The sequence below is a fragment of the Streptomyces sp. NPDC006872 genome, assembly GCF_040635845.1.
In the GTDB taxonomy this organism is placed as follows: domain Bacteria; phylum Actinomycetota; class Actinomycetes; order Streptomycetales; family Streptomycetaceae; genus Streptomyces.
The window spans coordinates 18,129-41,931 of record NZ_JBEYIL010000022.1 but is presented as its reverse complement, the minus strand read 5'-3'; the positions used below and the strand labels follow the sequence as shown (position 1 = coordinate 41,931).

Genomic DNA, 23,803 nt, shown 5'->3' with positions numbered 1-23,803 from the left:
TTCGACGTCGCATCCGCCGCCGCGCGCACCTTCGCTGCGCGCCCCGCCCCGGGGAGAGTCATGTCCGTCACACCACTGGCCGCCGCCCACCCGTCCGCCCGGCCCGCACCCGTCTTCCGGGGCCGGATCGGCCGCGACGCGCGCAGCGGCCACTACGCCGTGCCGCGCCGCTACCGCCTCCACCTGGCCGCGGCCGACCCCGACTGTCTGCGCATCGCCGTCACCCACAGCCTCCTCGGCCTGGAGAAGGCCTGTCCGGTCACCTTCCTGCCCGCCGTCCCGGACAGCCCCGACGGCGGCCACAGCGCGCTGCGCCCGCTGTACGACGCCAGCGCGCACCGGTACCGCGGACCGGCCCTCGCGCCGGTGCTCAGCGACGACTGGTCCGGGCGCATCGTCAGCAGCCACGGCCCCGACATCGCCCGCGACCTCGCCCGGAGGTTCGGCGGCGGTCGGGCCACGCTGTACCCGAGCGGCGCCGAGTCGCAGATCGAGGCCGTCGAGCGGATGTGCGCGCAGGGCATCGAGGCGGCCGCCCAGCGCGCCGGAGCGGCCGACGCCGGGGAGGCGGAGCGCGCCGCCGCCCTCGACACGCTGCTCGACACCCTCGGCGTGCTGGAGCGGGGCCTCGGTGTGCACACCCATCTGATCAGCGATCAGATCACCGCAGCCGACGTCGAGTTGTGGGTCGCCCTGGTCCAACTCGACACCGTGCACCGCTACCACCTGGACGCGGCCGCCGTGCACCGCATCGCCGACCACCCCGCCCTGTGGGCCTACGCCCGCCGGTTGGCCGCGCACCCGGCCTTCAGCGCCCACCTCGACCTGGACGCCATCGCCCGCCGCCACCACGCCCGTTGCCAGGGCCTGGAGGCCGCCGGCGCCGCTGTCCAGATCCTGGACTGGGAGACCCATGCAGCGGACGGTTCGGCGGTCCGACCGCAGGTCAACCGGCCCTGACCCGGTCCATCCACTGGACCGCCGTTGACATTCGTTCGGGCAACTGTCTTACTTACGGCCCAGAACGGTCATGAGCGTCAGCGACAAGCCCTGGCTAGCTGACCGGCAACCCTCGCTCCGCGGTGGGGTGCCCCAGGTGACGACCGGACCGACGTTTCGGTAATGACGTATCGGTAAGCGCGAGGGCCCCTCAGGGGCCGGAACAGTGACGGTGACGGACATGTACGCAGCTCTTCGGACGGCGCCCCGCCGCCCCCGGGGCTGCGTACGGCCGTACCTCGACATCCTCGTCGCCAACCGCGCCGTCGACCTCCTGCGTGTGAACAGCGCACTGTGTACCGCACCGGGCCGTGCCCGCTGTCGGGGCTGAACGAACCCCTCGCACCGCAGCCCCGCCGCCGCGTTCCTGACGAACACCGCCCGAGCGGTGTGCCGTTGTCCGCCCCACCCCGGTCTCCTGTACGCATCCGTGCGCCATGCCCTGTTCGCGCCCCCGGAGCGGCCCCCGCCGCCCCGCCGAAGCGCGTCCGGCCACGCACGGCCGCCGTGACCCGGGGTGTCCGACTCCCGCCGGAGCCCCTCATGAGTGAACCCCCAGGTGCCGTGACCCTCGCCGAGGCCGCACCCGCCGTCGACGTCCCGCCGGCGAAGCTCACCGCCCAGCGCGTCCAGCCGCTGCGCAAGCCCGGACGCTGGATCGCCACCGCCGTGGTCCTGGTCCTGGTGGCGCAGTTCACGCACGGACTGATCTCCAACCCCTTCTACCAGTGGGACCGCTTCGGCTACTGGTTCCTGCGGCCGGTCATCCTCGACGGACTGCTGATCACCCTGGAAGTGGCCGCCTACAGCGCGGTGTTGGGCCTCCTCGGCGGCATCCTGCTCGCCCTCGCCCGGCTCTCCAAGAGCCCGGTGCTGCGCGCGGTCAGCTGGACCTACGTATGGGCGTTGCGCTCCATCCCGCTGATCGTGGTGCTGCTCTTCCTCTACAACTTCAGCGCCCTGTACCAGACCCTGAGCGTGGGGGTTCCCTTCGGCCCGGCGTTCTTCCGCTTCGACGAGTCCCGGCTGGCCACCGACATGGTGATCGCCGTCGTCGGCCTCAGCCTCAACGAGGCGGCCTACGCCGCCGAAGTGGTCCGCGGCGGCATCCTCTCCGTCGACCAGGGTCAGCACGAGGCGGCCGCCGCGCTCGGCCTGCCCAAGCGCTACCAGTTCTGGAAGATCGTCTTCCCGCAGGCCCTGCGGTCGATCACGCCGAACTACGTCAACCAGCTGATCGGCCTGGTCAAGTCCACCTCGCTGGTCTTCTACGTGTCGCTGCTCGACCTGTTCGGCACCGCGCAGACCATGGGGGCCACCTACCCCGGCGACATCGTGCCGCTGCTGCTGGTCGTCACCGTCTGGTACCTGATCCTGACCAGCCTCGTCTCCGTCGTCCAGTTCTACGTCGAGCGGTACTACGCCCGGGGCGCCACGCGTTCCCTGCCGCCGACGCCGCTTCAGAAACTGCGGACCGGTCTCACCGACCTGCGGGCCCGCATCCGCCGGGAGGCCGCCGTATGACCACCGAGACCGTGCAGAGCGCCGACACCGCCGCGGTCGTGCCCGCCGCCGTCGAGGTGCACGACGTGCACAAGTGGTACGGCGCCCACCGCGTCCTGGACGGGGTGAGCCTGACCGTGCGGCCCGGCGAGGTCACCGTGATCCTCGGCCCGTCCGGCTCCGGCAAGTCCACCCTGCTGCGGGTCGTCAACCACCTGGAGAAGCCCGAGATCGGCTACGTCAGCGTCAACGGCGAGCTGATCGGCGTCCGCCGGCACGGCGACCGGCTGCGCGAGCTGAGCGAACGGGCCATCCTGACCCAGCGCGGCCGGATCGGCTTCGTCTTCCAGAACTTCAACCTCTTCCCCCACCTGACCGTGCTGGACAACGTCGCCGCCGCGCCCGTTGCCACCGGGCGACTCGCCAAGCCCGCCGCGCTGGAACTGGCCCGCGAACTCCTCGACCGGGTGGGCCTCGCCGACAAGGCCGGCGCCTACCCCCGGCAGCTGTCCGGCGGCCAGCAGCAGCGCGTCGCCATCGCCCGCGCCCTCGCGCTGCGCCCCGGCGTCATCCTCTTCGACGAACCCACCTCCGCGCTCGACCCCGAGCTCGTCGGCGAGGTCCTCGCCGTCATCAAGGACCTGGCGACCAGCGGCACCACGCTCGTCATCGTCACCCACGAGGTCGGATTCGCCCGCGAGGTCGCCGACCGGGTCGTCTTCATCGACGAAGGGAAGATCGTCGAGCAGGGCCCGCCCGGCGAGGTCCTCGACAGGCCGCAACACGAGCGGACGCGGGACTTCCTCAGCAAGGTGCTCTGACCCCGACGCACCCACGACTTCCACCCACGCCACACCCCCACGCCACACCCCCCCGCCACACCCCCCCCGCCACACCCCCCCCGCCACACCCCCCCCGCCACACCCTCACGCCACACCCTCACCACCCTCTGAGTCACAAAGGACGGCCATGTCTGCCCACTTCACCCGACGCAGCCTGATTCGCGGCATCACCGCGGCGACCGCGGTCGCCACCCTCGCCACCGGGCTCGCCGCCTGCGGTGGTGACAGCGAGGCCGCCACCACGACCGACAGCTCCGCCGGCAGCGTCACCGTCGGCCGGGTGTCCAACGGCGCCGCCAAGGAGACCGCCCTGAAGGTCTCCGAGGTCAAGTCCATCAGCGCCGAACTGCCCGACGCGATTCTGAAGAGCGGCAAGCTGAACATCGGCATCGGCGCCCTGCCCTCCGGCTTCGCCCCGCTGGCGTACGTCGGCGACGACCAGAAGACCCTCACCGGGGCCGAGCCCGACCTCGGCCGTCTGGTGGCCGCGGTCCTCGGCCTCGAACCGGAGACGAAGAACTTCACCTGGGAGAACCTCTTCGTCGGCATCGACAGCGGCAAGGTCGACGTCGGCTTCTCGAACATCACCGACACCGAGGAGCGCAAGAAGAAGTACGAGTTCGCCTCCTACCGCCAGGACAACCTGGGCTGGGAGGTCAAGAAGTCCAACACGTGGAACTTCGACGGCAACTACGAGAACCTCGCCGGACTGACCGTCACCGTCGGCTCCGGCACCAACCAGGAGAAGATCCTCCTGGAGTGGAAGAAGAAGCTGGAGTCCGAGGGCAAGAAGCTCACCGTCAAGTACTACCCGGACCGCAACGGCATCTACCTGGCGCTCGCCAGCGGCAAGATCGACGCGTACTTCGGCCCCAACCCCGGCATCGCCTACAACGTCTCCCAGACCGCGGGCAAGGCCAACGCCACCCGCAACGCGGGCACCTTCTCCGGCGCCGGCGAGACGCTCCAGGGCCTGATCGCCGCCACCGCCAAGAAGGACAGCGGACTCGCCAAGCCGGTCGCCGACGCCATCAACTACCTGATCGAGCACGGTCAGTACGCCAAGTGGCTGGCCGCCTACAACCTCTCCAACGAGGCCGTCGCCAAGTCCGAGATCAACCCGCCCGGACTGCCGCTGGACAACTCCTGACCAAGCGTCACCACGGCGCTGACACATGCAAGTTGAGTTAGGAACAACGACAGGGACGACAGGAAGGGACTCCGCCTCCGTGGCCACCTCGATCGACCTCCGCGGAGGCGGAGCTCCGACCTTCACCCACCCGCACCCCCTCGACAACGCCGTCTGGTCCGCGCTCGACGGCCCGCACGCCCTCCCCCATAGCCTTAAGGGCATGGGCGGTACCCCCACCGCCGACCGGGTCGGCCGCGCCGCGCGCTACCCGGCCGACGTCTACGACTTCGCCGCCCTCGCCGACCCCGGGGACCCCGCCGCCTGGGCCGACCTGCTCACCCTCGTCGGTCCCGGAACGGCCGTACGCGTCAAGCCCGTTCGACGGGTTCCCGACGGCTGGGAGGTCATCGGCGGGGGAGAGGGCGTCCAGCTCGTCGCCACCGAGGAGTTCCGCACCGAACCCGCACCCGAGGCCGTCACGCTCGGTCCCGACGACGTGCCGGAGATCCTCGACCTCGTCGCCCGTACCCGCCCCGGCCCGTTCCTCCGGCGGACCATCGCCCTCGGCGCGTACCTCGGCATCCGCCGCCAGGGGCGTCTGATCGCCATGGCCGGCGAGCGAAGCGAGATGGGGGTCCCCCCGGCCGGAGGCCGGGGGAGGCTGCGACTGCCCGGCTGGACCGAGATCAGCGCCGTCTGCACCGACCCCGACCAGCGTGGCCAGGGCCTCGCCACCCGGCTGATCCGGGCGGTGGGCGCCGGCATCCGCGAGCGCGGCGACACCCCGTTCCTGCACGCCGCCGCCGGCAACGCCCCCGCGATCCGCCTGTACGAGTCCCTCGGCTTCACCCTGCGCCGTCGCTCGACCATCGTCTCGGTCCGCACGCCGGGAACATCCCGCGAGGTCGGGGCGTTCTGAGTCATGTCGAGATGTATGAGGCGCCGCCCGGCGCCCGGAAAGAGGGAGGTGCGGCCGTGACCTGCATACGCCACGCCGTGCACCTCTACTCCCGGCCCCACATCGACCTTCAGCGCGTGGCCGGCGCGCTCTGTTGCTCCTGACGTTCCCCACAGCCGCACCCCTGTCATGGGTGGCGTGCGCTCTCGTACGGACCTCCAGGAAGGCACCCTCGTGTCCTCGACCCCCTCCTCCTCCCCGCTGCATCTCGCCGTCGCTCTGGACGGCACCGGCTGGCACCCCGCCTCCTGGCGCGAGCCCGTCGCCCGACCCCGTGAGCTGTTCACCGCCGGATACTGGGCCGACCTGGTCGCCGAGGCCGAGCGCGGACTGCTCGACTTCGTGACGATCGAGGACGGCCTCGGCCCGCAGTCCTCCCACTTCCTCGACCTCGACGACCGCACCGACCAGGTCCGCGGCCGGCTCGACGCCGTTCTGATCGCCTCCCGCGTCGCCCCGCTCACCCGCCACATAGGCCTGGTGCCGACCGTGGTGGCCACGCACACCGAGCCGTTCCACCTCTCCAAGGCGATCGCCACCCTCGACTACGTGAGCACCGGCCGCGCCGGCCTGCGCGTCCAGATCACCGCCCGCCCCACCGACGCCGCCCACTTCGGCCGCCGTACGATCCCCCGGATCGAGGCCTACGACTCCCCGGCCACCCAGGACCTGGTGACCGAGCTGTTCGACGAGGCCGCCGACTACGTCGAGGTCGTGCGCCGCCTCTGGGACAGCTGGGAGGACGACGCGGAGATCCGGGACGTGGCGACGGGCCGTTTCGTCGACCGCGACAAACTCCACTACATCGACTTCGAGGGCCGCCACTTCAGCGTCAAGGGGCCCTCCATCACCCCGCGCCCGCCGCAGGGCCAGCCCCTGGTCACCGCTCTCGCGCACGACACGGTCCCCTACCGGCTGGTGGCCCGCTCCACCGACGTCGGCTATGTCACCCCGCACGACACCGACCAGGCCCGGGCGATCGTCGCCGAGATCCGCGCCGAACAGGAGCGGGCAGGGCGGGCCGCCGAGCCGCTGCACATCTTTGGAGACCTGGTGGTCTTCCTCGACGACGACCCTGCCGAGGCCGCCGCCCGACGCGACCGCCTCGACGCCCTCGCCGGCGAGGAGTACCGCAGCGACGCCCGTGTCTTCGCCGGCTCGCCCGCCCAACTCGCCGATCTGCTCCAGGACTTCCAGGCGTCCGGGCTGACCGGGTTCCGGCTGCGCCCCGCCGTCGCCGGCCACGACCTGCCGGCCGTCACCCGGGGCCTCGTCCCCGAGCTGCAGCGCCGCGGCGCGTTCCGCCGCGCCTACGAGGCCGACACCTTGCGCGGGCTGCTCGGTCTGCCCCGCCCCGCCAACCGCTACGCCGCAGTCTGAGCCGGACGGAGAGCCCCCGACCATGAGCAAGCCCCAGAAGCAGATCCACCTCGCCGCGCACTTCCCCGGCGTCAACAACACCACCGTGTGGAGCGACCCACGGGCCGGCAGCCATATCGAGTTCAGCTCCTTCGCCCACTTCGCACGGACCGCCGAACGCGCCAAGTTCGACTTCCTCTTCCTCGCCGAGGGGCTGCGGCTGCGCGAACAGGGCGGCCAGATCTACGACCTGGACGTGGTCGGCCGCCCCGACACCTTCACGATCCTGGCCGCGCTCGCCGCCGTCACCGAGCGCCTCGGCCTGACCGGCACCATCAACTCCACCTTCAACGAGCCCTACGAGGTGGCCCGCCAGTTCGCCAGCCTCGACCACCTCTCCGACGGCCGCGCCGCCTGGAACGTCGTCACCTCATGGGACGCCTTCACCGGCGAGAACTTCCGCCGCGGCGGCTACCTCCCGCAGGACGAGCGGTACGCCCGCGCCAAGGAGTTCCTCGCCACGACCCAGGAGCTCTTCGACTCCTGGCAGGGCGACGAGATCGTCGCCGACCGGAGCACCGGCACCTTCCTCCAGGACGCCAAGGCCGGGGCCTTCGTCCACGAGGGCCGGCAGTTCGACATCCAGGGCCGGTTCAACGTGCCGCGCAGCCCCCAGGGCCGCCCGGTGATCTTCCAGGCCGGAGACTCCGACGAGGGCCGCGAGTTCGCCGCCTCGTCCGCCGACGCGATCTTCAGCCGGTACTCGGCGCTCGACGCCGGCCAGGCCTTCTACACCGACGTCAAGTCACGCCTCGCCAAGTACGGCCGGCGCGGCGACCAACTGCTGATCCTGCCCGCCGCGAGCTTCGTGCTGGGCGACACCGACGCCGAGGCCGAGGAGATCGCCAAGGACGTGCGCCGTCAGCAGGTCAGCGGCGCCACCGCCCTCAAGCACCTGGAGTTCGTCTGGAACAGGGACCTGTCCGGCTACGACCCGGAGGGCCCGCTGCCCGACATCGACCCGGATCTCGGCGAGAACCACATCGCGCGCGGCCGCGCCCAGGTCCGGATGTACCGCGACCCGCTGGCCACGGCCCGCGAATGGCGGGAGCGCGCGGAGGCCAACAACTGGTCGATCCGCGACCTGGTCATCGAGACCGGCAACCGGCAGAACTTCGTCGGCTCCCCGGCGACCGTCGCCAGGACGATCAACGAGTACGTACAGGCCGACGCTGCCGACGGCTTCATCCTCGTCCCGCACATCACCCCGAGCGGCCTCGACGCGTTCGCCGACAAGGTCGTCCCGCTCCTCCAGGAACAGGGCGTCTTCCGCTCCGAGTACGAGGGCACCACGCTCCGCGACCACCTCGGCCTCGCCCACCCCGACGAGGCGGTCGGCGCCGCGCGGGTGGCCTCGTGAAGCTCCTCGGTCACCCGGGCCCGTCGAGCTGATCCACCGGTGTGATCGCCCCGGCGCGGCGGCCTCGTCGCCGCCCCGGGGCGGTTCACCCGCGCTCGGTCCCGGCGGCATGGGCGACGACGTCCAGCAGGCGTCCGCCGTCGTCGCCGGCGAACCACTCGGCGTGCCCCACGCAGTACTCGTACGCCAGCCGGGTGTTCTCCGCGGACCGGGTGACGCCGTGGAAGTAGCCCAGTTCGGACAGTGCGAACTCGGCGTGCACCAGCGGCAGCAGCTCGGGGAGCGCGGCCGCTTCGGCGGGGGCGAGCGGCCGTACGCACTGATAGCCGTCGACGAGCGCGGTCACGTCCGCCTCCCGCACCGGGTAGCCGGGCCGGAGCCACTGCACGGCGTTGCGTTCGATCGCCGTGGCCAGGTCGTGCACGGCGGTCGTGCGGTCGCTCATGCCGAAGTCCAGGACGGTGGAGACCCGGCCGTCGGCGTCCCACAGCAGGTTGGAGGCGTGCCAGTCGTTGTGGGTCCACAGGGGGAGCAGCTCCGGCAGGTGCGGGGCCAGGCCCTCGTACAGCGGGACGAGCACGCGGTCCGTGTCCTCGCGCCACGGGAACTCCCGCAGACCGTCCGCCAGTTCGGGGCGCTCCCCGACATACCGGTCCAGCGCGGCCCGCGGATCGTCCGCCGCGAACACCGTGAACGACGCCACCAGCGGCTGCACCTGGCGCCGTGGCGCGTCGAAGCCCTCCGCCGCGAGATGCAGCCGGGCCAGCGCCTCGCCCGCCGCCCTGGCGTGCGCGGCCGACCGGAAGGGCGACCACGACAGCGCGTCCCGGTACAGATCCGTGCCGACGCCGGTCGAGTGGACCTCGTACGTCCACTCGCCGCGCGCCGTCGCGTCCAGCACCTCCACCACCGGTGCGCCACGCTCCCGCAGATGGCGCAGGAACGCATGCTCCTCGGCCAGCCCGGCGAGGGTTCGTACGGTGGCGTGGTGCCGTTTCACGAACAGGCGCCGCCCGTCCCGCTCCACGACGGCCGCCGCCGACAGAGGGCGCGGGCTGCGCCACACCACCCGGGCCGGGCCGACGACCGCCGTCACCTCGGCGTCCGTGAGCGGCGCCCAGTCGGGCTCGACCGGGTCGGTGCCCATACCGTGCGCCTGATGTGAACTCACGCCGCGTTCACCGCCGTTGTGCCCCGCAGGGCCGCCAGGACCCGGCGCTCGGTCGCCGCGAACCCGGGTGCCGTGAAGTCCTCCTCGCCGCGCGGGCGGGGAAGCGGCACCTCGACGCGCTCCACGACCGTTGCCGGGCGCGGCGACAGCACATGCACGGTGTCCGCGAGCAGGACCGCCTCGCGGATGTCGTGGGTGACCAGCACGACGGTCCAGTGGTGGCGCTGCCACATGCCGGCGAGCCACAGCTGCATCTCGGTGCGTGTGAGCGAGTCCAGCGCGCCGAACGGCTCGTCCAGCAACAGCACCGGCCGCTCCAGCACGACCGTGCGCAGCAGCGCCGCCCGCTGCCGCATACCGCCGCTGAGCTGGGAGGGGTACGCCTGCTGGAAGCCGTCGAGCCCGAAGTCCGGGAAGAGGGCGTCGGCCCGCGTCCGGGCCTCCTTCTTCCGCACCCCCTGCGCCTCCAGGCCGAGGGCGGTGTTGTCGAGGACCGTCCGCCAGGGGAACAGCAGATCCTTCTGCGGCATGTAGGCGACCTTCCCCGACTCGACCGAGGCCGGTTCGCCCTCCACCAGCACCCGTCCCGAGGTGGGGCTGTCGAGCCCCGACACCAGGTTGAACAGGGTGCTCTTGCCGGAGCCGCTCGGGCCGATCGCCGCCGCGAACTCACCCGGCTCGACGGCGAGTTCGAGGCCGCGCAGGACCTCCAGCTCACCGAAGGACTTCCCGACGCCCTCGATCCTGAGCGTGCTCATTTCCCCGCCTTCCGTTCCCACGGCAGCACCAGCCGCTGCAGCAGATATGTGGCCCCGAACAACGCGATGCTCAGCGCCGCCGTCACCCCCACCGCCGCGAACACCAGGTCCGTACGGAACGCGCTCTTCTGCGCCTGCATATAGATCCCGAGGCCCGCCTCGGCGCCCGCGTACTCGGCGAAGACCGCGCCCACGACGGCGTAGGTGATGCTCACCCGCAGCCCGGCGAAGAAGTACGGCATCGCGCTCGGCACCCGCACCAGCCGGAACGTCCGCCACCGGCCCGCGCCCAGCGAGCGCAGCAGCCGCATCGCCTCCCGGTCGGTCGCCGCGAACCCGGCGGCCAGGTTGGCGGCCAGCGGGAAGAACGTCGTCAGCGTCACCACCAGCATCTTCGGCAGCAGCCCGAAGCCGAACCAGATGATCAGCAGCGGCGCCACGGCGACGATCGGGATGGTCTGCGAGGCGACGAGCAGCGGGTACAGGCCCCGGCGGGCCGCCGCGGAGAAGTCCAGCAGCACGGCGACCAGCCAGGCCGCCGCGAAGGACAGCGCGAAGCCGAGGAGGGTCTCCTGGAGGGTGGGCAGGGTCTGCGCCCACAGCTCCTCGCGGTTCGCCCAGCCCTGCTCCACCACCCGGGCGGGCGACGGCAGCGTCATCGGGTCGATCCCGGCGGCGGTGACGTACAGCTGCCAGCCGCCGAGCACCACGGCCAGCACCAGCAGCGGCGGCCACAACGACCGCAGCAGCGACCTCACTTGGCGGCCGGGAGGTAGTCGTCGGTGAAGAACTCGGAGGCGTCCGGGGCCTTCGTCAGCTTCTTGCCGGCTCCGTCGACCAGCAGCCCCGCCTTGTACTCGAAGTCGGCGAAGGCCTGCCAGCGCTCGGCGCTCTGCGTGCCGATCGTGCCGTCCGCCGCCCTGTAGTACTCCTTCGCCAGCAGCGCCTCGCTCTTCTTCACCAGCTCGGTGTTGGTGAGCACGCTCTTGTTCTCGGAGATCAGCAGATCGGCCGCCTTGTCGGGGTTCTCGGCGGCGTACCGGTAGCCCTTGTCGAGCGCGGCGAGGAACTTCTTCGCGACCGTCGGGTTCTTCTCGAGGTACTGGTCGGAGGACGCGACGAGCGTCGAGTAGATCGCCGGGAAGCCGTAGTCGGACAGCTGGAAGTTCTTCAGCGGCTTGCCGCTCAGTTCCGCCTCCAGGCCCTCCCAGGTCGGCATCGGCATCGCGAAGTCGGCCTTGTCCGCGTAGAGCGCCGCGTAGGCCGAGGTGTTGAGGGTGACCTGCTTGAACTCGCCCTCGCCGCCCGCGTTCTGGATGACCGCCTGCAGCAGCGGCTTCTCGTAGGGGGCGCCGAAGCCTGCGTACGTCTTGCCGTCGAGGTCCTTCGGGGAGCTGATGTCGTCGCGGCCGGCGCGCACGGCGATCGTGACGTTCGTCTTCTGCGTGACCGCGTAGACGGAGGTGATGTCGGCGCCGGCCGCCCGCGCGGTCGTCACGCCCTCCTGGTAGGAGATGCCGAAGTCGGCCTTGTGGGCGGCTATCAGCGTCTCGGGGGCGGTCGAGCCGTAGGGCACGATCTTCAGGTCGATCCCGGCGTCCTTGAACCAGCCCTCGGCCAGGGCGACGTAGATTCCGGTGTGGTTGGTGTTGGGCGTCCAGTCCAGGGCCAGGGTGACCGTGGTCGTCCCGTCCTTCGCGGCGGCCGAGGAGTCGGCGTTCGCGGAGCAGCCGGTGACGGTGAGGAGGGCGGCCGCGGCTGTCGCGGACAGAAGGGTACGGCGGCGGTGCATGACGGGGTCCTTCGTACGGAGGGGAGTTCGGCGGCGAGGGGCGGTCACGCCCGACACAGCGCGCTGTCCACCCGCTTGAAGTCGACCGCCAGGCGGCGGGTCAGGAAGGTCACGCGGCCACGTCCAGCAGGCCGTTGGTGAAGGAGCGGTCCCAGTCCCGGTCGTGCGCGATGGCCCCGTTGTCCGCGAGCCAGTGCGCGTACGGGCCCATCCTGGACGCGTCGATGACGCCCCAACGGCCGTCCGGGTCCGTCCAGGTGGGCGCGATCAGGGCGAGCGAGCGGGCGATGAGCGGACGCGGGAAGTACGGGATCACCCGCTCCAGCAGCTTCAGGGCGTGCTCCTGGTCCTGTGCGGCGGCCGCGTAGCCATGGGCTGTGACGGCCAGGAAGTCCCGCACCAGGGACGGCTGTTCGGCAAGCAGGCGCTCGCTCGTGCCCAGCAGGTAGCTGTGGTAGCGGGGGGCGCCGATCTCGTCCACCGGCCAGGTCAGGCGCCGCTCCTCGGGCAGGTCGCCGCGCAGGGCGTCCCACGACCAGTAGTTGCCGAAGGTGGCGTCGGCCTCGCCCGCCTCGATGTCGTCCACGGTCAGCTCGCGGGCGCCCGCGTCGACGGTGATCACCGCGTCCGGGTCGCCGCCGTCGGTCGCGACCAGATGACGGACCATCGCACGGCCGCGCGGGGTCGGATTGAGGGCGATACGGCGGCCCGCGAGGTCGCGGGGCCGGGTGATGCCGGTCGAGGTCGTCGTCTGGACCGCCTCCAGACCCCGGTGGTTCACGGCCGCCACGGCGATCAGCGGCTGGCCGTGCGCCGCGCGACGGGCGAGCAACCGGTTCGGCGGGAAGATCCCGAAGTCCACCTCGCCCCGCGCCAGGTACTCCAGCGTGTCGCCGCGCCCCGGGTCCTGTACGACCAGCTCCACGTCGAGCCCCGCCTCGGCGAACCGGCCGCGAGCACGGGACACATACAGACCGGCTGAATTCGGCCAAGGGTGGAAATAGTCGAGCATGACCCGGATATGTGGCATGGGGGAACTCCGAAGGCGGCGCGCGGGAGCGCGGTGAACGGCGAGAAGAAGGGGGTGGAGGTGGGTCAGTGACAACAACAGGAGCGGCGCACCGGGGTGGCGACCACCGGAGGCTTCGGCTCGACTGCTGCGGACACATGAACTCCTACGCGGGGCGCCGGCACGGCGCGGTTGGTGCGGTCGGCGTCCCCATGGGGACCGCTCGGCGAGCGGATCCCAGACGCCCTCTCAGCCCGGTCGGGGAGGGGCTCCCGCGTAGATGGCCGAAACCATAACGGCAGCCGACGGGCACCGCGCAAGCATGATCCGGAATGTGAGACGCCGCTGCCGCTGGGCAAGACGCCCAGTTCACGGGCGTACGATCGGCCGCCATGACCACCCGCCTGCTCCCCGGACCCCCGTTCCGCGGACCCCTGCTCCCCGGACCCCTGGTCGACGACACCTGGCTCGCCGACCGTCTCGGCGACCCGCGCCTGGTGGTGCTGGACGCCACCGCGCTGTTGCCCTCGCCCCGGCACGACGGCGACCACCGCTCGGCGAGCGGCCGTGACACCTGGGCCGGGCGGCACCTCCCCGGCTCCCGGCACGCGGATCTGACCGGCGACTTCTCCGACCCGGACGCCCCGTACCACTTCGCCGTGCCGGCCCCGGCCGAACTGGCCGCCGCCCTCGCCCGGGTGGGCGTGGGGGAGGGCTGCGCGGTGGTCGCGTACGACACCGGGGGCGGGATCTGGGCGGCCCGGATGTGGTGGATGCTGCGTGCGATCTCCGTGCCGGCGGCGGTGCTCGACGGGGGACTGGCGGCCTGGGAGGCGGCGGGGCGGCCGGTCGTCTCCGGGGAGGAGGGCGAACCGGTCCGGCCCGTCCCACCGCTGACGCCGGTGCCGCGTCCCGAACTATGGACGGACGTCCACGAAGTGGCCGCGATCAGCCGGGGGGAGCGGCCCGGGGCGCTGGTCTGCGCGTTGCCCTCCGGGGGCTACGACGGGACCGTCCCGACCCGGTACAGCCGCCGGGGGCACATTCCCGGGAGCCGCAGCCTTCCCGGGCGGGCGTTGCTGGACGCCGAGGGGCGGGTGCTGCCGGAGGGCGACCTCGCCGCTCGGGTCGGGAGTGTGCTCGGTGACGGCGACACCCCGGTGGTCCTGTACTGCGGTGGAGGGATATCGGCCGCGGGCGCGGCTCTGGCGCTGACTCTGCTGGGCCGCGAGGACGTCTCGGTGTACGACGGGTCGCTGGAGGAGTGGTCGACGGATCCGGGACGGCCGTTGGAGTCGGGCGGCTGAGGGTGGGGGATCTGTGCTTCGGCGGGTGCGGGTGCGGGTGCGTCGCGGCTGGTCGCGCAGTTCCCCGCGCCCCTGGGGCGCTGTTCTGCCCGGCGTCGTCCGGTGTGGCCGGGGTGACGTCTCCCTCCCCCGAAGGTGACGTCACCCCGGCCGTTTCCCCGGCGCCGCACAGTGGTTCAGTAGGCGGTCGTGTGCTCTCTCACCAGCACATGACCGCCGTCTCGCCCGAACCCCAGCCGGAGTACAGGCGTACGCGGACGAAGTAGCGGCGGCCCCGGACGAGCCGGGCCCTGATCGTGGCGTTGCGCGGCGCGCCTCCGTCGTCGTGGCCCGCGAGGAAGCGGGGCTCGCCGTCCCGCTCCTCGAAGACCACGACCACCGCGTCGCTCTCCCCGAAGACGCCGAACGTGTAGTCGCGGGTCTCGCGCGGCTCCACGGTGAAGTCGGCCTGCTCGCCCGACCCCAGCGACAACGGCACCGACCGGAACGGCGCCAGCGCGGGCGGCCGGGACGCGTCGAGCGGCGGGTACCAGCCGAGGACGAACTCCTTGTCCAGCGGCGACAGCGAGCCGGGCGGATGCACACCCCCGCGGAACTGCTCCGGCTCCAGGATCAGCCCCGCCGAGAAGGGGTACTCCATCACGGACTGCGGATCCCACACCGACCCGTTGACCTCGGCCGGGTCCAGCTTGCGCAGGATGTTGAAGTACGTGCGGTCCCGGCTCCAGTGGTTGGGCGGGCCCGCCAGATCTGTGTACACGGCCTCGTCGTCCCAGTGCAGGCCCGCGAACGGGCTCTGGTGCTCGTGCTGCATGCCGAGCGCGTGCCCGATCTCGTGCAGGGCCGTGGTGCGCTCCCCGGGCGCGGTCAGGTCCCACCCGAAGTTCATGGTGCGCTCGCCCCGTCCGGCCGACAGCGCGTCCCGGCCCACCGCAGACCAGGAGCCGTCACCCGTCTGGAAGCCGATGCGCAACTCGGCCTCCGAGCGGTCGGCGACCTCGGCGAAGGACACCCCGATGCCCAGCTCCCGCCACTCGCGGAAGCAGTCGCGCACGATCTCGCGCTGGTCCTCGCCGCCGACCCAGGACACCCACCGGGTCCCCGCGGAACCGGGCAGCGGTATGACCGACCCGTCGGCCTCGCCGTCGAAGAAGCAGTAGTGCAGCACCGTGCCGTTGACCCACATCCGCCGCCCGCTCATCAGCGCGCCGAGCCGCTCGACGGCCAGCCCCGGGGCGAACGCGGGGGCCGACTGCTGGGCGAGCGAGCAGTAACGGGCGGTCATGGACTCCAGGTTGCCCTGCGGCACCGCCCGGGAGCGTGAGTCGGGGGCTACTCAATTCGCCCTGTATCAGGGGTGAGTATGGCTGCTCCCATAGAGGTGACGACCTTTGAGCCCCGAGCCGGGACCCTGCGACTGCCGTGGCCGTTCACCGGCCGGGACGAGGAACTGGACCTCGTCCGCCGCTCCTTGACGGCGGGCCGGCCCGGCATCGCGGTCACCGGACCGGCGGGCTGCGGCCGCACCCGGCTGGCCACGGAGGCGGTGCGCGGCGCCGACTGCGTCAGGGTCGCCGGCACGCCCGAGACCCGCGGACTGCCCTTCGCCGCCTTCGCCCACCTGCTCCCGGAGGGCGTCACCCTCCACCGCGCAGTCCAACTCCTCTCCGGTACACGGCTGTTGCTGGTCGACGACGCCCACCTGCTGGACGACGCCTCGGCCGCGCTGCTCCATCAGCTGGCCGTCCAGCGCCGCACCCGACTGCTGGTCCTCGTCACGGACGGCGCCCCCGTGCCCGACGCGGTCTCCCGCCTGTGGACCGGCGAGCTGCTGCCCCGCCTCGCCCTGGAGGCCCTGCCCCGCGAGGACACCGCCCAGCTCCTCACGGCCGCCGCCGGGGGCCCCGTGGAACCGCTCACCGCCAACCGGCTGCACCGTCTGTGCCGGGGCGACCTGCGCCTCCTGCGGGACCTGCTGGACGCACTGCGCGAGCAGGAGTTGCTCACCCGGGTCCCCGAGACCGACGAACGGACCTGGCGCGGCCGGGTACCGGTGACCCCGGCGCTGCGCGAACGCGCCGTCGCCGTCCTCGCCCGCACCTGCCCCGACGAACGCGAGACCCTCGACCGCCTCGCCTTCGCCGAACCCCTGCCACTGCCGGCGGACACCCTGGACCTGACGATCCTCGAACGCCTGGAGGCGGAGGGCCTTCTCGGCATCGGCATCGGCATCGACGTGGATGCGAACGTGGACGACGACGACACGACCGTCCGTCTCGCCCACCCCCTGCACGGGCCGGTGCTGCGCGCCGCGGCCGGCCGGCTGCGCGCGCGGCGGCTCACCGGCAGCCGACGGCCCACCGCGGACCTCCTCGACGCCGAGGCGGCCGAGCTGATCCGCCGCATCGAGCGGGCCGACGTCCGTGAGACGCCCACGCCCGTGGGGGAGTGGATCCTCGCGGAGGGGGAACCGGTACCGCCGTGGTACGCCGCCGTCCGCGCACGGTTCTCACGGCTGCGGGGAGAACTGCGCGAGGCGGCGGCCTGGGCGGGAGAGGGCCTGGCCGCCGCCCCGCACGACCCGGTCTGCCGCACCGAACTCGCCCTGGCCGCCGCGCAGTCGGGGGACACGGGCCCGCTGGTCGAGCCCCTCGCGGAACATCCCGGCACCGCCGCCTGGCCGCCCGCCGCCCGCGGAGACCTGGACGAAGCCCTGAAGACACTCGAGAACACCGACACCGACACCGACCCCGGCACGGATATCGGCACCGACCCCCGCGACTGCTACACCCTCTACGACGCCGTACGCCTCGGCGCTCCCGACCGGGCCGCCCGGCTCCTCCCGGCCGACGGCGTCCTCGCCCGCCACGCCCGCGCGCTCGCCCGTGCCGACGGCCCTGCCCTGGACCTGGCGGCCGCCGAGTTGGAGCAGCGCGGGTTCCTGCTCTTCGCCGCCGAGGCGTACGCGCAGGCCGGACGCGCCCACCGGGACGCGGGCGCGGCCCGCACCGCCCGTGCGCGTGCCGTCGCCCTGGCCCGACGCTGCCAGGGCGCGCGCACCCCGGCCCTGGCGGGTCTGGTGCTGGGCGAACTCACCGCCCGCCAGCGGCAGATCGTCACCCTCGCCGCGGCCGGACTCAGCAACCGCCAGATCGCCGAACGCCTCACCCTGTCCGTTCGCACCGTGGGCAACCACCTCCACAGCGCCTACACCCGCCTCGGCGCAGGCGACCGCGGGGCGCTCCCCTGGCTGGTGGAACTCCCGGACGCGCAGGACGCGCAACTGGCCTGACGGGGCGGCCGGTTCAGGCCGCGCCGAACGCCGTGAACGCCCAGCCCGTCGCCTGGTGCACCGCGTCTCCCGGCAGCGCAGCCCGTGCGTCCCGCAAGGCCTCCGCCAGGGACAGGCCGGCGCTGAGGCCCTTGTGCAGGGCCAGCATCAGCGGGACGACCGCCGCGTCGTTGACGGGCGCGCTGCTCGCGACCACGCCCGCCGTGCCCAGCGGGAGCAACGCCGTCACCAGGCCGAGGAGTTCGTCCGCGCCGACCGAGGCGAGGCGGGCGGTGTCACAGCTGGAGAGGATGATCCGGTACGGGCTGCGGGCGAGTCGTTCGAAGTCGTGGACGATCAGCGGGCCGTCCGCCATGCGCAGCGACGAGAACATCGGGCTGTCGGCGCGGAACGTGCCGTGCGCGGCGATGTGCGCCAGCGCGGCCCCGTCCAACTCCCGCAGCACGCGCGACACATGGGCCTCCTCCTGCTCCAGCACCACGGGTGCGCCGTACCGCCCGGCCACCTCCGGCACCTCCGCGCCGCCGGTCGCCAGCCCGGGTCCCCGTACCAGGACCTGCCGGCCGTCCGGGTGCGGCTCGGTCTCCCGCGCGCGCAGCCAGCCACTCGCCGACGGCGACACACTGACCACCCGCTCGCGCAGCGAGGGCAGCAGCGCCCACGGCACCCGGTGCAGCCGGGCCGGCGGCACCACCACGAGCGGGCCCGGGCCCAGGTGCTTCGATGCCTCGCCCAGGAGCAGCTCCTCCAGCCGCGCTCCCGCCGCCTCCACCACCGGCAGTCGGCCTTCCGCACCCGGATGGGCCAGCCGCCGCAGCCCGGCCTGGACGTGCTCGGCCTCCCGCTCCGCCTCGGCCAGCAGCCCGCCCGCGAACCGGCGCACCCGCCCGCCCCCGCACAGCAGCACCTGAACCCGCCCGTCCAACACCGCCAGTTCGACCAGCCGCCCCGCGCCGAGCCGCTCCAGCAGCCGCCGCGCGTCGAACCGGTCCCCGCCGAACCGCTCGCCGCCCCAGGGCGTGACCCCGCGGATGTGCAGGGTCCGGGAGCGGATCTCCCGTTCCAGACGCCGCTGTTCGCGCTCCAGCGTCGGCACGGGCCTGCCGTCCATCCGGGCCGCCTCCGCGCGGGCGGCGATCACCCGGAACGCGGTCAGCCCGCTCAGCAGCGCCGGGTCGGCCGGCGGCCGGGTCGGCGGTGTGGACAGCGCGGTGGCCCGCCAGCGCTCGCTCCATGCCAGCAACTGCCGTGGCCCGCCCCGCTCCAGGCTGACCTCCTGGGCCAGTGCGGCGAGTTCGGCGCCCTGCGCGGTGGCCCGGGCCCGCAGCTCCGAGGCGCCCAGCGTCGTCCGGTGGGCGTCGAGGACGTCGAGCCCGCGCCGGCAGGCCTCCAGCACGCCCCGGTCCGAGCCGGTCGCCCGCGCCCACAGCGCCTGTGCCGCCCAGCCCGTCATCCGTGCCAGCGGGGGACCGCTGCGCCGGCTGCGCGCCGCGATCTGCAGATAGCGCTCCGCGTCCGTGCTCCAGTTCAGGCCCAGCGCGATCCGGCCGGCCAGCAGCCAGGCCTCCGGCGCGGCCGGCGCCTGGAAGGCGGCCAGCCGCTCGGCGAGCTTGGCGGCGTCCGCGACCAGCCGGCCCGAGCCGCGTCCGGTGGCCACCCGCGCCTCGATCAGCACCAGCCGCGCGTGTGTCTCCCACCAGGTGCGCCGCTGTCCCGCGAACAGCCGCTCGGCCACCGCCGCGCGCGCGAGCGCCGTCCCCGGGTCGCCCGCCAGCCGTGCCGCTCGCGCGGCCGTGAGGAGCAGCTCCGCCTTGCGGGTGGACTGTCCCCCGATGCCGTCCAGCACCCCGGTCGCGGCGTCCGCCTCGGCCAGCGCCTCCGGCGCGAGACCGGCCGCCATCAGGACCTCGCAGCGCCGGATGGTGAGCATGAACGTCGGGGTGCCGAGTTTGGCGTACCGCTCCTGCGCGTCGTCCAGCAGCCGCAGCGCGGCGGGGACGTCCCCCGAGTGGAACGCGGCCAGCCCGCGGCTCTCCACGGCGTCCGCCTTGTCGTGCTCCTGGCCGGTGGTGTCCCACAGCGCCTCGGCCGCGGTGAAGTCCGCCTCCGCCCGGTCCACCGCCCCGAGGGCCAGGTGCACGGTGGCGCGCAGGGTGAGGGCGCGCGCCGTCCAGATGACGTCGTCCGCCTGACGCAGCACGGGAATCGCCCGCCGGACGTCCTCCAGCGCCTCGCGGTGATGGCCGAGCACCCAGAGGGAGAAGGCCCGCCGGTAGAGCACCCGCGCGCGGGTGTGGCCGCTTCCGCGTTCGACGCCCCGTTCGAAGGCGGCCAGCCCCTGTCGGGTGCGGCCCGCGTGCACCAGTGCCACACCGAGCGTGCCGAGGACGTCCGCCTCCCGCTCGGCCGAGTCCGCGCGCGCCGCGAGGTCCCGGGCGCGGCGCAGATGGTCCAGGGCGAGACGCATGTCGCCCCACTCCCGCTGCCAGATGCCGATCACCTGGTGGGCGACCGAGGCGTGCAACGGCGTCGGATCGGTGTCGAGCACTCCTTCCGCCCGCGACAACGCGTCGTTGGGGGCGGCGAACACCATCGGCAGCAGTTCGAGAACCGTGTCGTTTCCCGCTGTCACTCCACGGATGGTAGTGCTCCGCTCCGCCCATCACACCGGTTCGGCACCGTATCCACCAGTAACAATTGGACGTCGTGTCAACGGATTCGGTGAGCCGGGGCGTACTCGGGGGGCGCGCGGGCGCGGCCGCACCACCTGTATCAGACGGCCGCCTCGCGGGTCTTGCTGACGACCGCCGGCTGTAGGGGAGGACATGCCATGGCACCACAACGATTCCACGAGCAGTTCGACCAGATCCAACGCTCGCTGCCCGACGTCCAGTTGGCGATGGGGCCGGACGACTCCGCCGAGTTCATCTACGAGAAGGGCGTCGTCCTCGCACGCGACGGCGAGGAGGCCCAGGTCGTCGAGGACGCCGTCCGCTCGCACTTCACCGCGACCGACGGCCTGGTCCCGGAGCAGGTGCGCCGGGCGGGCCCGGGGACCAACCGCTCCGGCATCACCCGCATCCGGGTGGGGGACCCGGGTGCGGGCGGCCGCGCCGCCGACCACGCCGTCGCGGGGGCCCTGCGCGCGCTGCGGGAGACGGAAGGGCGCGCCGGCCGCCGACTGATCAGCCGCAACCACGTGGTGTCGATCGCGGTCAACGCCTGCCCCGGCGACGAGCCGGTGCCCGCCCCGCGCACCGAGCCGCCCAACCCGTCCGCGGCCGACGCGGCCCACGACCCGGCGGGCGCGGTCGGCGTACTCGTCATCGACACCGGCCTGACGCACGACTACCGCTCCTACCCGCCGCTCGCCCACACCGAGGGCGACGCCCAGCTCAGGGAGACCGACGACGAGGGGATCCTCCAGCAGTACGTCGGCCACGGCACGTTCATCGCCGGACTCGTCGCGGCCGTCGCGCCGAACACCGACGTCACCGTGCGGGGCACCCTCAACGACGCCGGCGCGATCCTGGAGTCCGAGTTCGGCGAGAAGCTCTTCGACGCCGTCGCGGACGGCTGGCCCGACATCATCAGCCTCTCCGCCGGCACCTCCAACGGACGCGTCGACGGCCTGCTCGGCGTCGCCGCCTTCATGGAGGAACTCCGCACCCGGCACACCCTGTTGGTGGCGGCCGCCGGCAACAACGCCAGCGCCGCGCCCTTCTGGCCCGCCGCCTACGCCTCCCTCCCCGACCACGCCGACGCGGTGCTCTCCGTGGGCGCGCTGCGCACCGACGGCGAGTTCGGCGCCTGCTTCAGCAACCACGGCGCATGGGTGCGGGTCTACGCCCCCGGCGAGCGCCTCACCAGCGCCCTCACCGGCTTCGACACACCCGTCCCCTACGTCTACCAGCACTCCACCTACGAGGCCTGCCGCTACGGCTTCGCCTACTCCTGCACCTGCCGATCCCCGCGCCACACCGGCGTGTTGAGCGAGGCGCAGCAGTTCAGCCCGGGCAAGCCGGACCAGGTGATGTTCGAGGGACTGGCGTCCTGGAGCGGGACGTCCTTCGCGACTCCCCTGGTGGCCGGGCTCGTCGCCGCCCACATGACCGCGAACCGGATGACCGACCCGCGGGCCGCCGCCGCCCAACTGCTCGCCGGGAACACCGAGTTCGCCGAGGTGCGCGGGGCGCATGTGCCGGCCCTGCTGCCGCCCACCTGGCGCCCGGCCCCGGCAGGTCCGCAGTGAGGGCCGCATGAGGTCCGAGACCGGCCCCGCCACGGCGTACGATGACAGGCCGTACACGAGGGGTGGGGCCGTGGACCGTAGTGATGTCGGCGCGCTCGTCCAGTCCGCCGTCGACGGTGACACGGCGGCCTGGAAAGCGCTGGTGGACGGGCTGAGCCCACTGGTGTGGTCGGTCGTGCGGGCACACCGGCTCTCGGAGGCCGACGGGCACGAGGTGTACCAGACCGTCTGGTTCCGCTTCGCCCAGCATCTGGGGCGGATCCGGGAGCCGCACAAGGCGGGTTCCTGGCTCGCGAGCACCGCACGCAACGAGTGCCTGAAAGTGATCAAGGGCTTGCGGCGACTGACCCCTACGGACGATCCCCTGCTGCTCGACCGGGCCAGCGAGGACCGCACCCCGGAGCAGTCGGTGCTGGACTCGGAGGAGGCGGCCGCGCAGAGCGAGCGGGTCCGCTTCCTCTGGCAGGAGTTCGAGGCCCTCGGCGACCGCTGCCGACAACTGCTGCGGGTGCTGATCGCCTCGCCGCCGCCCAGTTATCAGGAGGTGTCGGCCGCCCTGGGCATCGCCGTCGGCAGCATCGGACCGATGCGCCAGCGATGCCTGCGCCGCCTGCGCGCCCGACTCGACGCACGGGGAGCACTGTGAGCGACATGAACGACATCCATGACATGAGCGACGGCGAGCCGGACGACTTCTTCGGCGACGTCCCTTTCGTCGACGAGGAGTTCGACCACGACCGGATGGAGGAGGAGCTGCGCGAGGCCACCGCCATCCTGGACCCGGTCCCCGCGGAGCTCCGGCGGATCGCCATCGAGGCCTACGCGCTGCACGACCTGGACGCGCGGATCGCCGAGCTGACCTTCGACTCGCTGGTCGACGCCATCCCGGTGCGCGGAGCGGTGGACGTGCCACGGATGCTGACCTTCCACACCGGCGCTCTCACGGTCGACGTCGAGGTCACCGAGGAGGGGCTGCTGGGGCAGCTGCTGCCGCCCCAGCCGGCCTCGATCGAGGTCCTGCACGGCCCCCGCGCGGGCGCCGCGCTCACCGCCGACGACATGGGCCGCTTCGCCTGCGACGCACCGCCCACCGGCCCGTTCGCGCTGCGGCTGCGCACCGGCGGGGAGGTGGTCGTGACGGAGTGGCTGCGCGCCTGACGCCGGCCGCTCAGGAGACGGCGTCCACCAGGGCCGCCAGGGCCGAGGCGAGTCGGGTCAGCCCCGGCCCGGCCGGCCCGCCCGGCTCGCTCATGTACGTGTCCCGCCGGATCTCCACCATCAGCGCGCTCACCCGCGGCTCCTTCCCGTAGTACTCCAGCGGTACGTACGTCCCCGTGAACGGGCTGTCGAGCCCGGTCTCCCCGATCTCCGCGAACGCCTTCCGCGCGGCGGCGAGCAGCTCGGGCGGGGTGTGGAAGGCGTCGGTGCCCAGACAGACCGGCGGCCGCGGGCCCGCGCCGTGGAGTTCGTAGGGCAGCGGCTCGGACGGGTAGGAGTGCACGTCGATCACGACGGCCCGGCCGACGGCCGCGAGACGCTCGGCGACGGCGTCGGTCACGGCCTGCGCGTACGGCCGGAAGTAGCGGGCGAGAAGCGACTCGGCAGCGGTGTCCGCAGCGGTGTCCTGCGGCCGCAGCGGCTCCCGGTGCGTGGTCCGCGTGTACACGGCGCCCATGCCGACGGCCCGCATCTCCTCCCGCTCGTCGGGGAACCGCTCCGGGTCGACGACCAGCCGCGACAGCCGGTTGACGAACCGCCAGGGCGTCACGCCTGCCCGCCCGGCCGCCGCCTCGGCGATCTCCGCGGTGTGCGAGTCGGTGATGTGGTCCAACTCCCGCTCCAGCGCGCCGTCGTCCAGGACGATGCCCGCGCGCACCTCGGCCGGTATCGCCCGCGAAGAGTGCGGCACATGGAGGATCACCGGCGAGGCGGCGGCGCCGGGCAGGAACGCGAAGGGCGGTGCGGCAGGGGTCATCGGGCTGCTCCCGGCGTTGTCGGTCGGAGGGGGG

Annotated in this window: 22 protein-coding genes and 1 riboswitch; of the genes, 14 read left to right on the top strand and 8 right to left on the bottom strand. The window is 73.0% G+C overall.

Annotated elements, in window-relative coordinates:
* Positions 1-60 precede the first annotated feature (60 nt).
* From ABZ725_RS43765 to ABZ725_RS43725, 9 genes are all read left to right on the top strand, one after another.
* Complete coding sequence (locus ABZ725_RS43765; protein ID WP_358807931.1) at positions 61-960, top strand: glutathione S-transferase C-terminal domain-containing protein; 900 nt, start codon at positions 61-63, stop codon at positions 958-960.
* Between the two features lie 66 nt (positions 961-1,026).
* Positions 1,027-1,146, top strand: a riboswitch (SAM riboswitch).
* A 34-nt stretch (positions 1,147-1,180) separates the two neighbouring features.
* Entirely contained in the window at positions 1,181-1,330 is a 150-nt protein-coding gene (locus ABZ725_RS43760; RefSeq protein ID WP_358807930.1) for a hypothetical protein, read from the top strand.
* A gap of 212 nt (positions 1,331-1,542) precedes the next feature.
* Positions 1,543-2,523 carry an amino acid ABC transporter permease gene (locus ABZ725_RS43755; RefSeq protein WP_358807929.1) on the top strand — a complete coding sequence of 327 codons (981 nt, stop codon included), beginning with the start codon at positions 1,543-1,545 and terminating at the stop codon, positions 2,521-2,523.
* Positions 2,520-3,323 (top strand): amino acid ABC transporter ATP-binding protein, encoded by an 804-nt coding sequence (locus tag ABZ725_RS43750; RefSeq protein ID WP_358807928.1) that lies wholly within the window; start codon positions 2,520-2,522, stop codon positions 3,321-3,323. Before ABZ725_RS43755 ends, ABZ725_RS43750 begins: the two co-directional genes overlap by 4 nt.
* A 148-nt stretch (positions 3,324-3,471) precedes the next feature.
* Positions 3,472-4,494: an ABC transporter substrate-binding protein gene (locus tag ABZ725_RS43745; protein WP_358807927.1), complete on the top strand. Its 1,023-nt coding sequence runs from the start codon at positions 3,472-3,474 to the stop codon at positions 4,492-4,494.
* 79 nt (positions 4,495-4,573) lie between these two features.
* Entirely contained in the window at positions 4,574-5,395 is an 822-nt protein-coding gene (locus ABZ725_RS43740) for a GNAT family N-acetyltransferase (RefSeq protein ID WP_358807926.1), read from the top strand.
* An 11-nt stretch (positions 5,396-5,406) separates the two neighbouring features.
* Positions 5,407-5,538: a putative leader peptide gene (locus ABZ725_RS43735; RefSeq protein ID WP_358807925.1), complete on the top strand. Its 132-nt coding sequence runs from the start codon at positions 5,407-5,409 to the stop codon at positions 5,536-5,538.
* A gap of 70 nt (positions 5,539-5,608) precedes the next feature.
* The gene (locus ABZ725_RS43730) at positions 5,609-6,814 is read left to right on the top strand and encodes an LLM class flavin-dependent oxidoreductase (protein WP_358808055.1); all 1,206 of its coding nucleotides are present in this window, start codon (positions 5,609-5,611) and stop codon (positions 6,812-6,814) included.
* A gap of 22 nt (positions 6,815-6,836) precedes the next feature.
* A complete protein-coding gene (locus tag ABZ725_RS43725; protein WP_358807924.1) occupies positions 6,837-8,213 on the top strand; it encodes an NtaA/DmoA family FMN-dependent monooxygenase in 1,377 nt (458 codons plus the stop codon).
* A gap of 85 nt (positions 8,214-8,298) precedes the next feature.
* Here ABZ725_RS43725 and ABZ725_RS43720 read toward each other — a convergent pair whose 3' ends face one another.
* From ABZ725_RS43720 to ABZ725_RS43700, 5 genes are all read right to left on the bottom strand, one after another.
* A complete protein-coding gene (locus tag ABZ725_RS43720; RefSeq protein ID WP_358807923.1) occupies positions 8,299-9,384 on the bottom strand; it encodes a phosphotransferase in 1,086 nt (361 codons plus the stop codon).
* Positions 9,381-10,142: an ABC transporter ATP-binding protein gene (locus tag ABZ725_RS43715; protein ID WP_358807922.1), complete on the bottom strand. Its 762-nt coding sequence runs from the start codon at positions 10,140-10,142 to the stop codon at positions 9,381-9,383. The genes ABZ725_RS43720 and ABZ725_RS43715 overlap by 4 nt, the downstream gene beginning before the upstream one ends.
* Positions 10,139-10,900: an ABC transporter permease gene (locus ABZ725_RS43710; protein WP_358807921.1), complete on the bottom strand. Its 762-nt coding sequence runs from the start codon at positions 10,898-10,900 to the stop codon at positions 10,139-10,141. Before ABZ725_RS43710 ends, ABZ725_RS43715 begins: the two co-directional genes overlap by 4 nt.
* Positions 10,897-11,934, bottom strand: coding sequence for an ABC transporter substrate-binding protein (locus tag ABZ725_RS43705; protein ID WP_358807920.1), 1,038 nt, complete (start codon positions 11,932-11,934; stop codon positions 10,897-10,899). The genes ABZ725_RS43710 and ABZ725_RS43705 overlap by 4 nt, the downstream gene beginning before the upstream one ends.
* A gap of 109 nt (positions 11,935-12,043) precedes the next feature.
* Complete coding sequence (locus ABZ725_RS43700) at positions 12,044-12,946, bottom strand: ABC transporter substrate-binding protein (protein WP_358808054.1); 903 nt, start codon at positions 12,944-12,946, stop codon at positions 12,044-12,046.
* Between the two features lie 389 nt (positions 12,947-13,335).
* Between ABZ725_RS43700 and ABZ725_RS43695 the strand changes: the two genes are divergently transcribed.
* Positions 13,336-14,250, top strand: coding sequence for a rhodanese-like domain-containing protein (locus ABZ725_RS43695; RefSeq protein WP_358807919.1), 915 nt, complete (start codon positions 13,336-13,338; stop codon positions 14,248-14,250).
* A 199-nt stretch (positions 14,251-14,449) separates the two neighbouring features.
* Here ABZ725_RS43695 and ABZ725_RS43690 read toward each other — a convergent pair whose 3' ends face one another.
* A complete protein-coding gene (locus ABZ725_RS43690) occupies positions 14,450-15,535 on the bottom strand; it encodes a M12 family metallopeptidase (RefSeq protein ID WP_358808053.1) in 1,086 nt (361 codons plus the stop codon).
* A gap of 78 nt (positions 15,536-15,613) precedes the next feature.
* Here ABZ725_RS43690 and ABZ725_RS43685 point away from each other — a divergent pair, with 78 nt between their 5' ends.
* Positions 15,614-17,542, top strand: a complete 1,929-nt coding sequence (locus tag ABZ725_RS43685; protein ID WP_358807918.1) for a LuxR C-terminal-related transcriptional regulator — start codon at positions 15,614-15,616, stop codon at positions 17,540-17,542.
* Between the two features lie 13 nt (positions 17,543-17,555).
* On the opposite strand, the gene ABZ725_RS43680 is transcribed toward ABZ725_RS43685, so the two are convergent.
* The gene (locus ABZ725_RS43680) at positions 17,556-20,135 is read right to left on the bottom strand and encodes a CHAT domain-containing protein (protein WP_358808052.1); all 2,580 of its coding nucleotides are present in this window, start codon (positions 20,133-20,135) and stop codon (positions 17,556-17,558) included.
* A 237-nt stretch (positions 20,136-20,372) separates the two neighbouring features.
* Here ABZ725_RS43680 and ABZ725_RS43675 point away from each other — a divergent pair, with 237 nt between their 5' ends.
* Genes ABZ725_RS43675 through ABZ725_RS43665 form a run of 3 tightly spaced genes read left to right on the top strand, consistent with a single transcriptional unit; the run spans position 20,373 to position 22,952 of the window.
* Positions 20,373-21,794, top strand: coding sequence for a S8/S53 family peptidase (locus tag ABZ725_RS43675; RefSeq protein WP_358807917.1), 1,422 nt, complete (start codon positions 20,373-20,375; stop codon positions 21,792-21,794).
* 7 nt (positions 21,795-21,801) lie between these two features.
* The gene (locus ABZ725_RS43670; RefSeq protein ID WP_351918948.1) at positions 21,802-22,440 is read left to right on the top strand and encodes a sigma-70 family RNA polymerase sigma factor; all 639 of its coding nucleotides are present in this window, start codon (positions 21,802-21,804) and stop codon (positions 22,438-22,440) included.
* A gap of 5 nt (positions 22,441-22,445) precedes the next feature.
* On the top strand, positions 22,446-22,952 hold the full coding sequence (locus tag ABZ725_RS43665) for a hypothetical protein (protein ID WP_351918947.1): 507 nt from the start codon (positions 22,446-22,448) through the stop codon (positions 22,950-22,952).
* A 10-nt stretch (positions 22,953-22,962) separates the two neighbouring features.
* Here ABZ725_RS43665 and ABZ725_RS43660 read toward each other — a convergent pair whose 3' ends face one another.
* Positions 22,963-23,769, bottom strand: a complete 807-nt coding sequence (locus tag ABZ725_RS43660) for an N-formylglutamate amidohydrolase (RefSeq protein ID WP_358807916.1) — start codon at positions 23,767-23,769, stop codon at positions 22,963-22,965.
* Positions 23,770-23,803 lie beyond the last annotated feature (34 nt).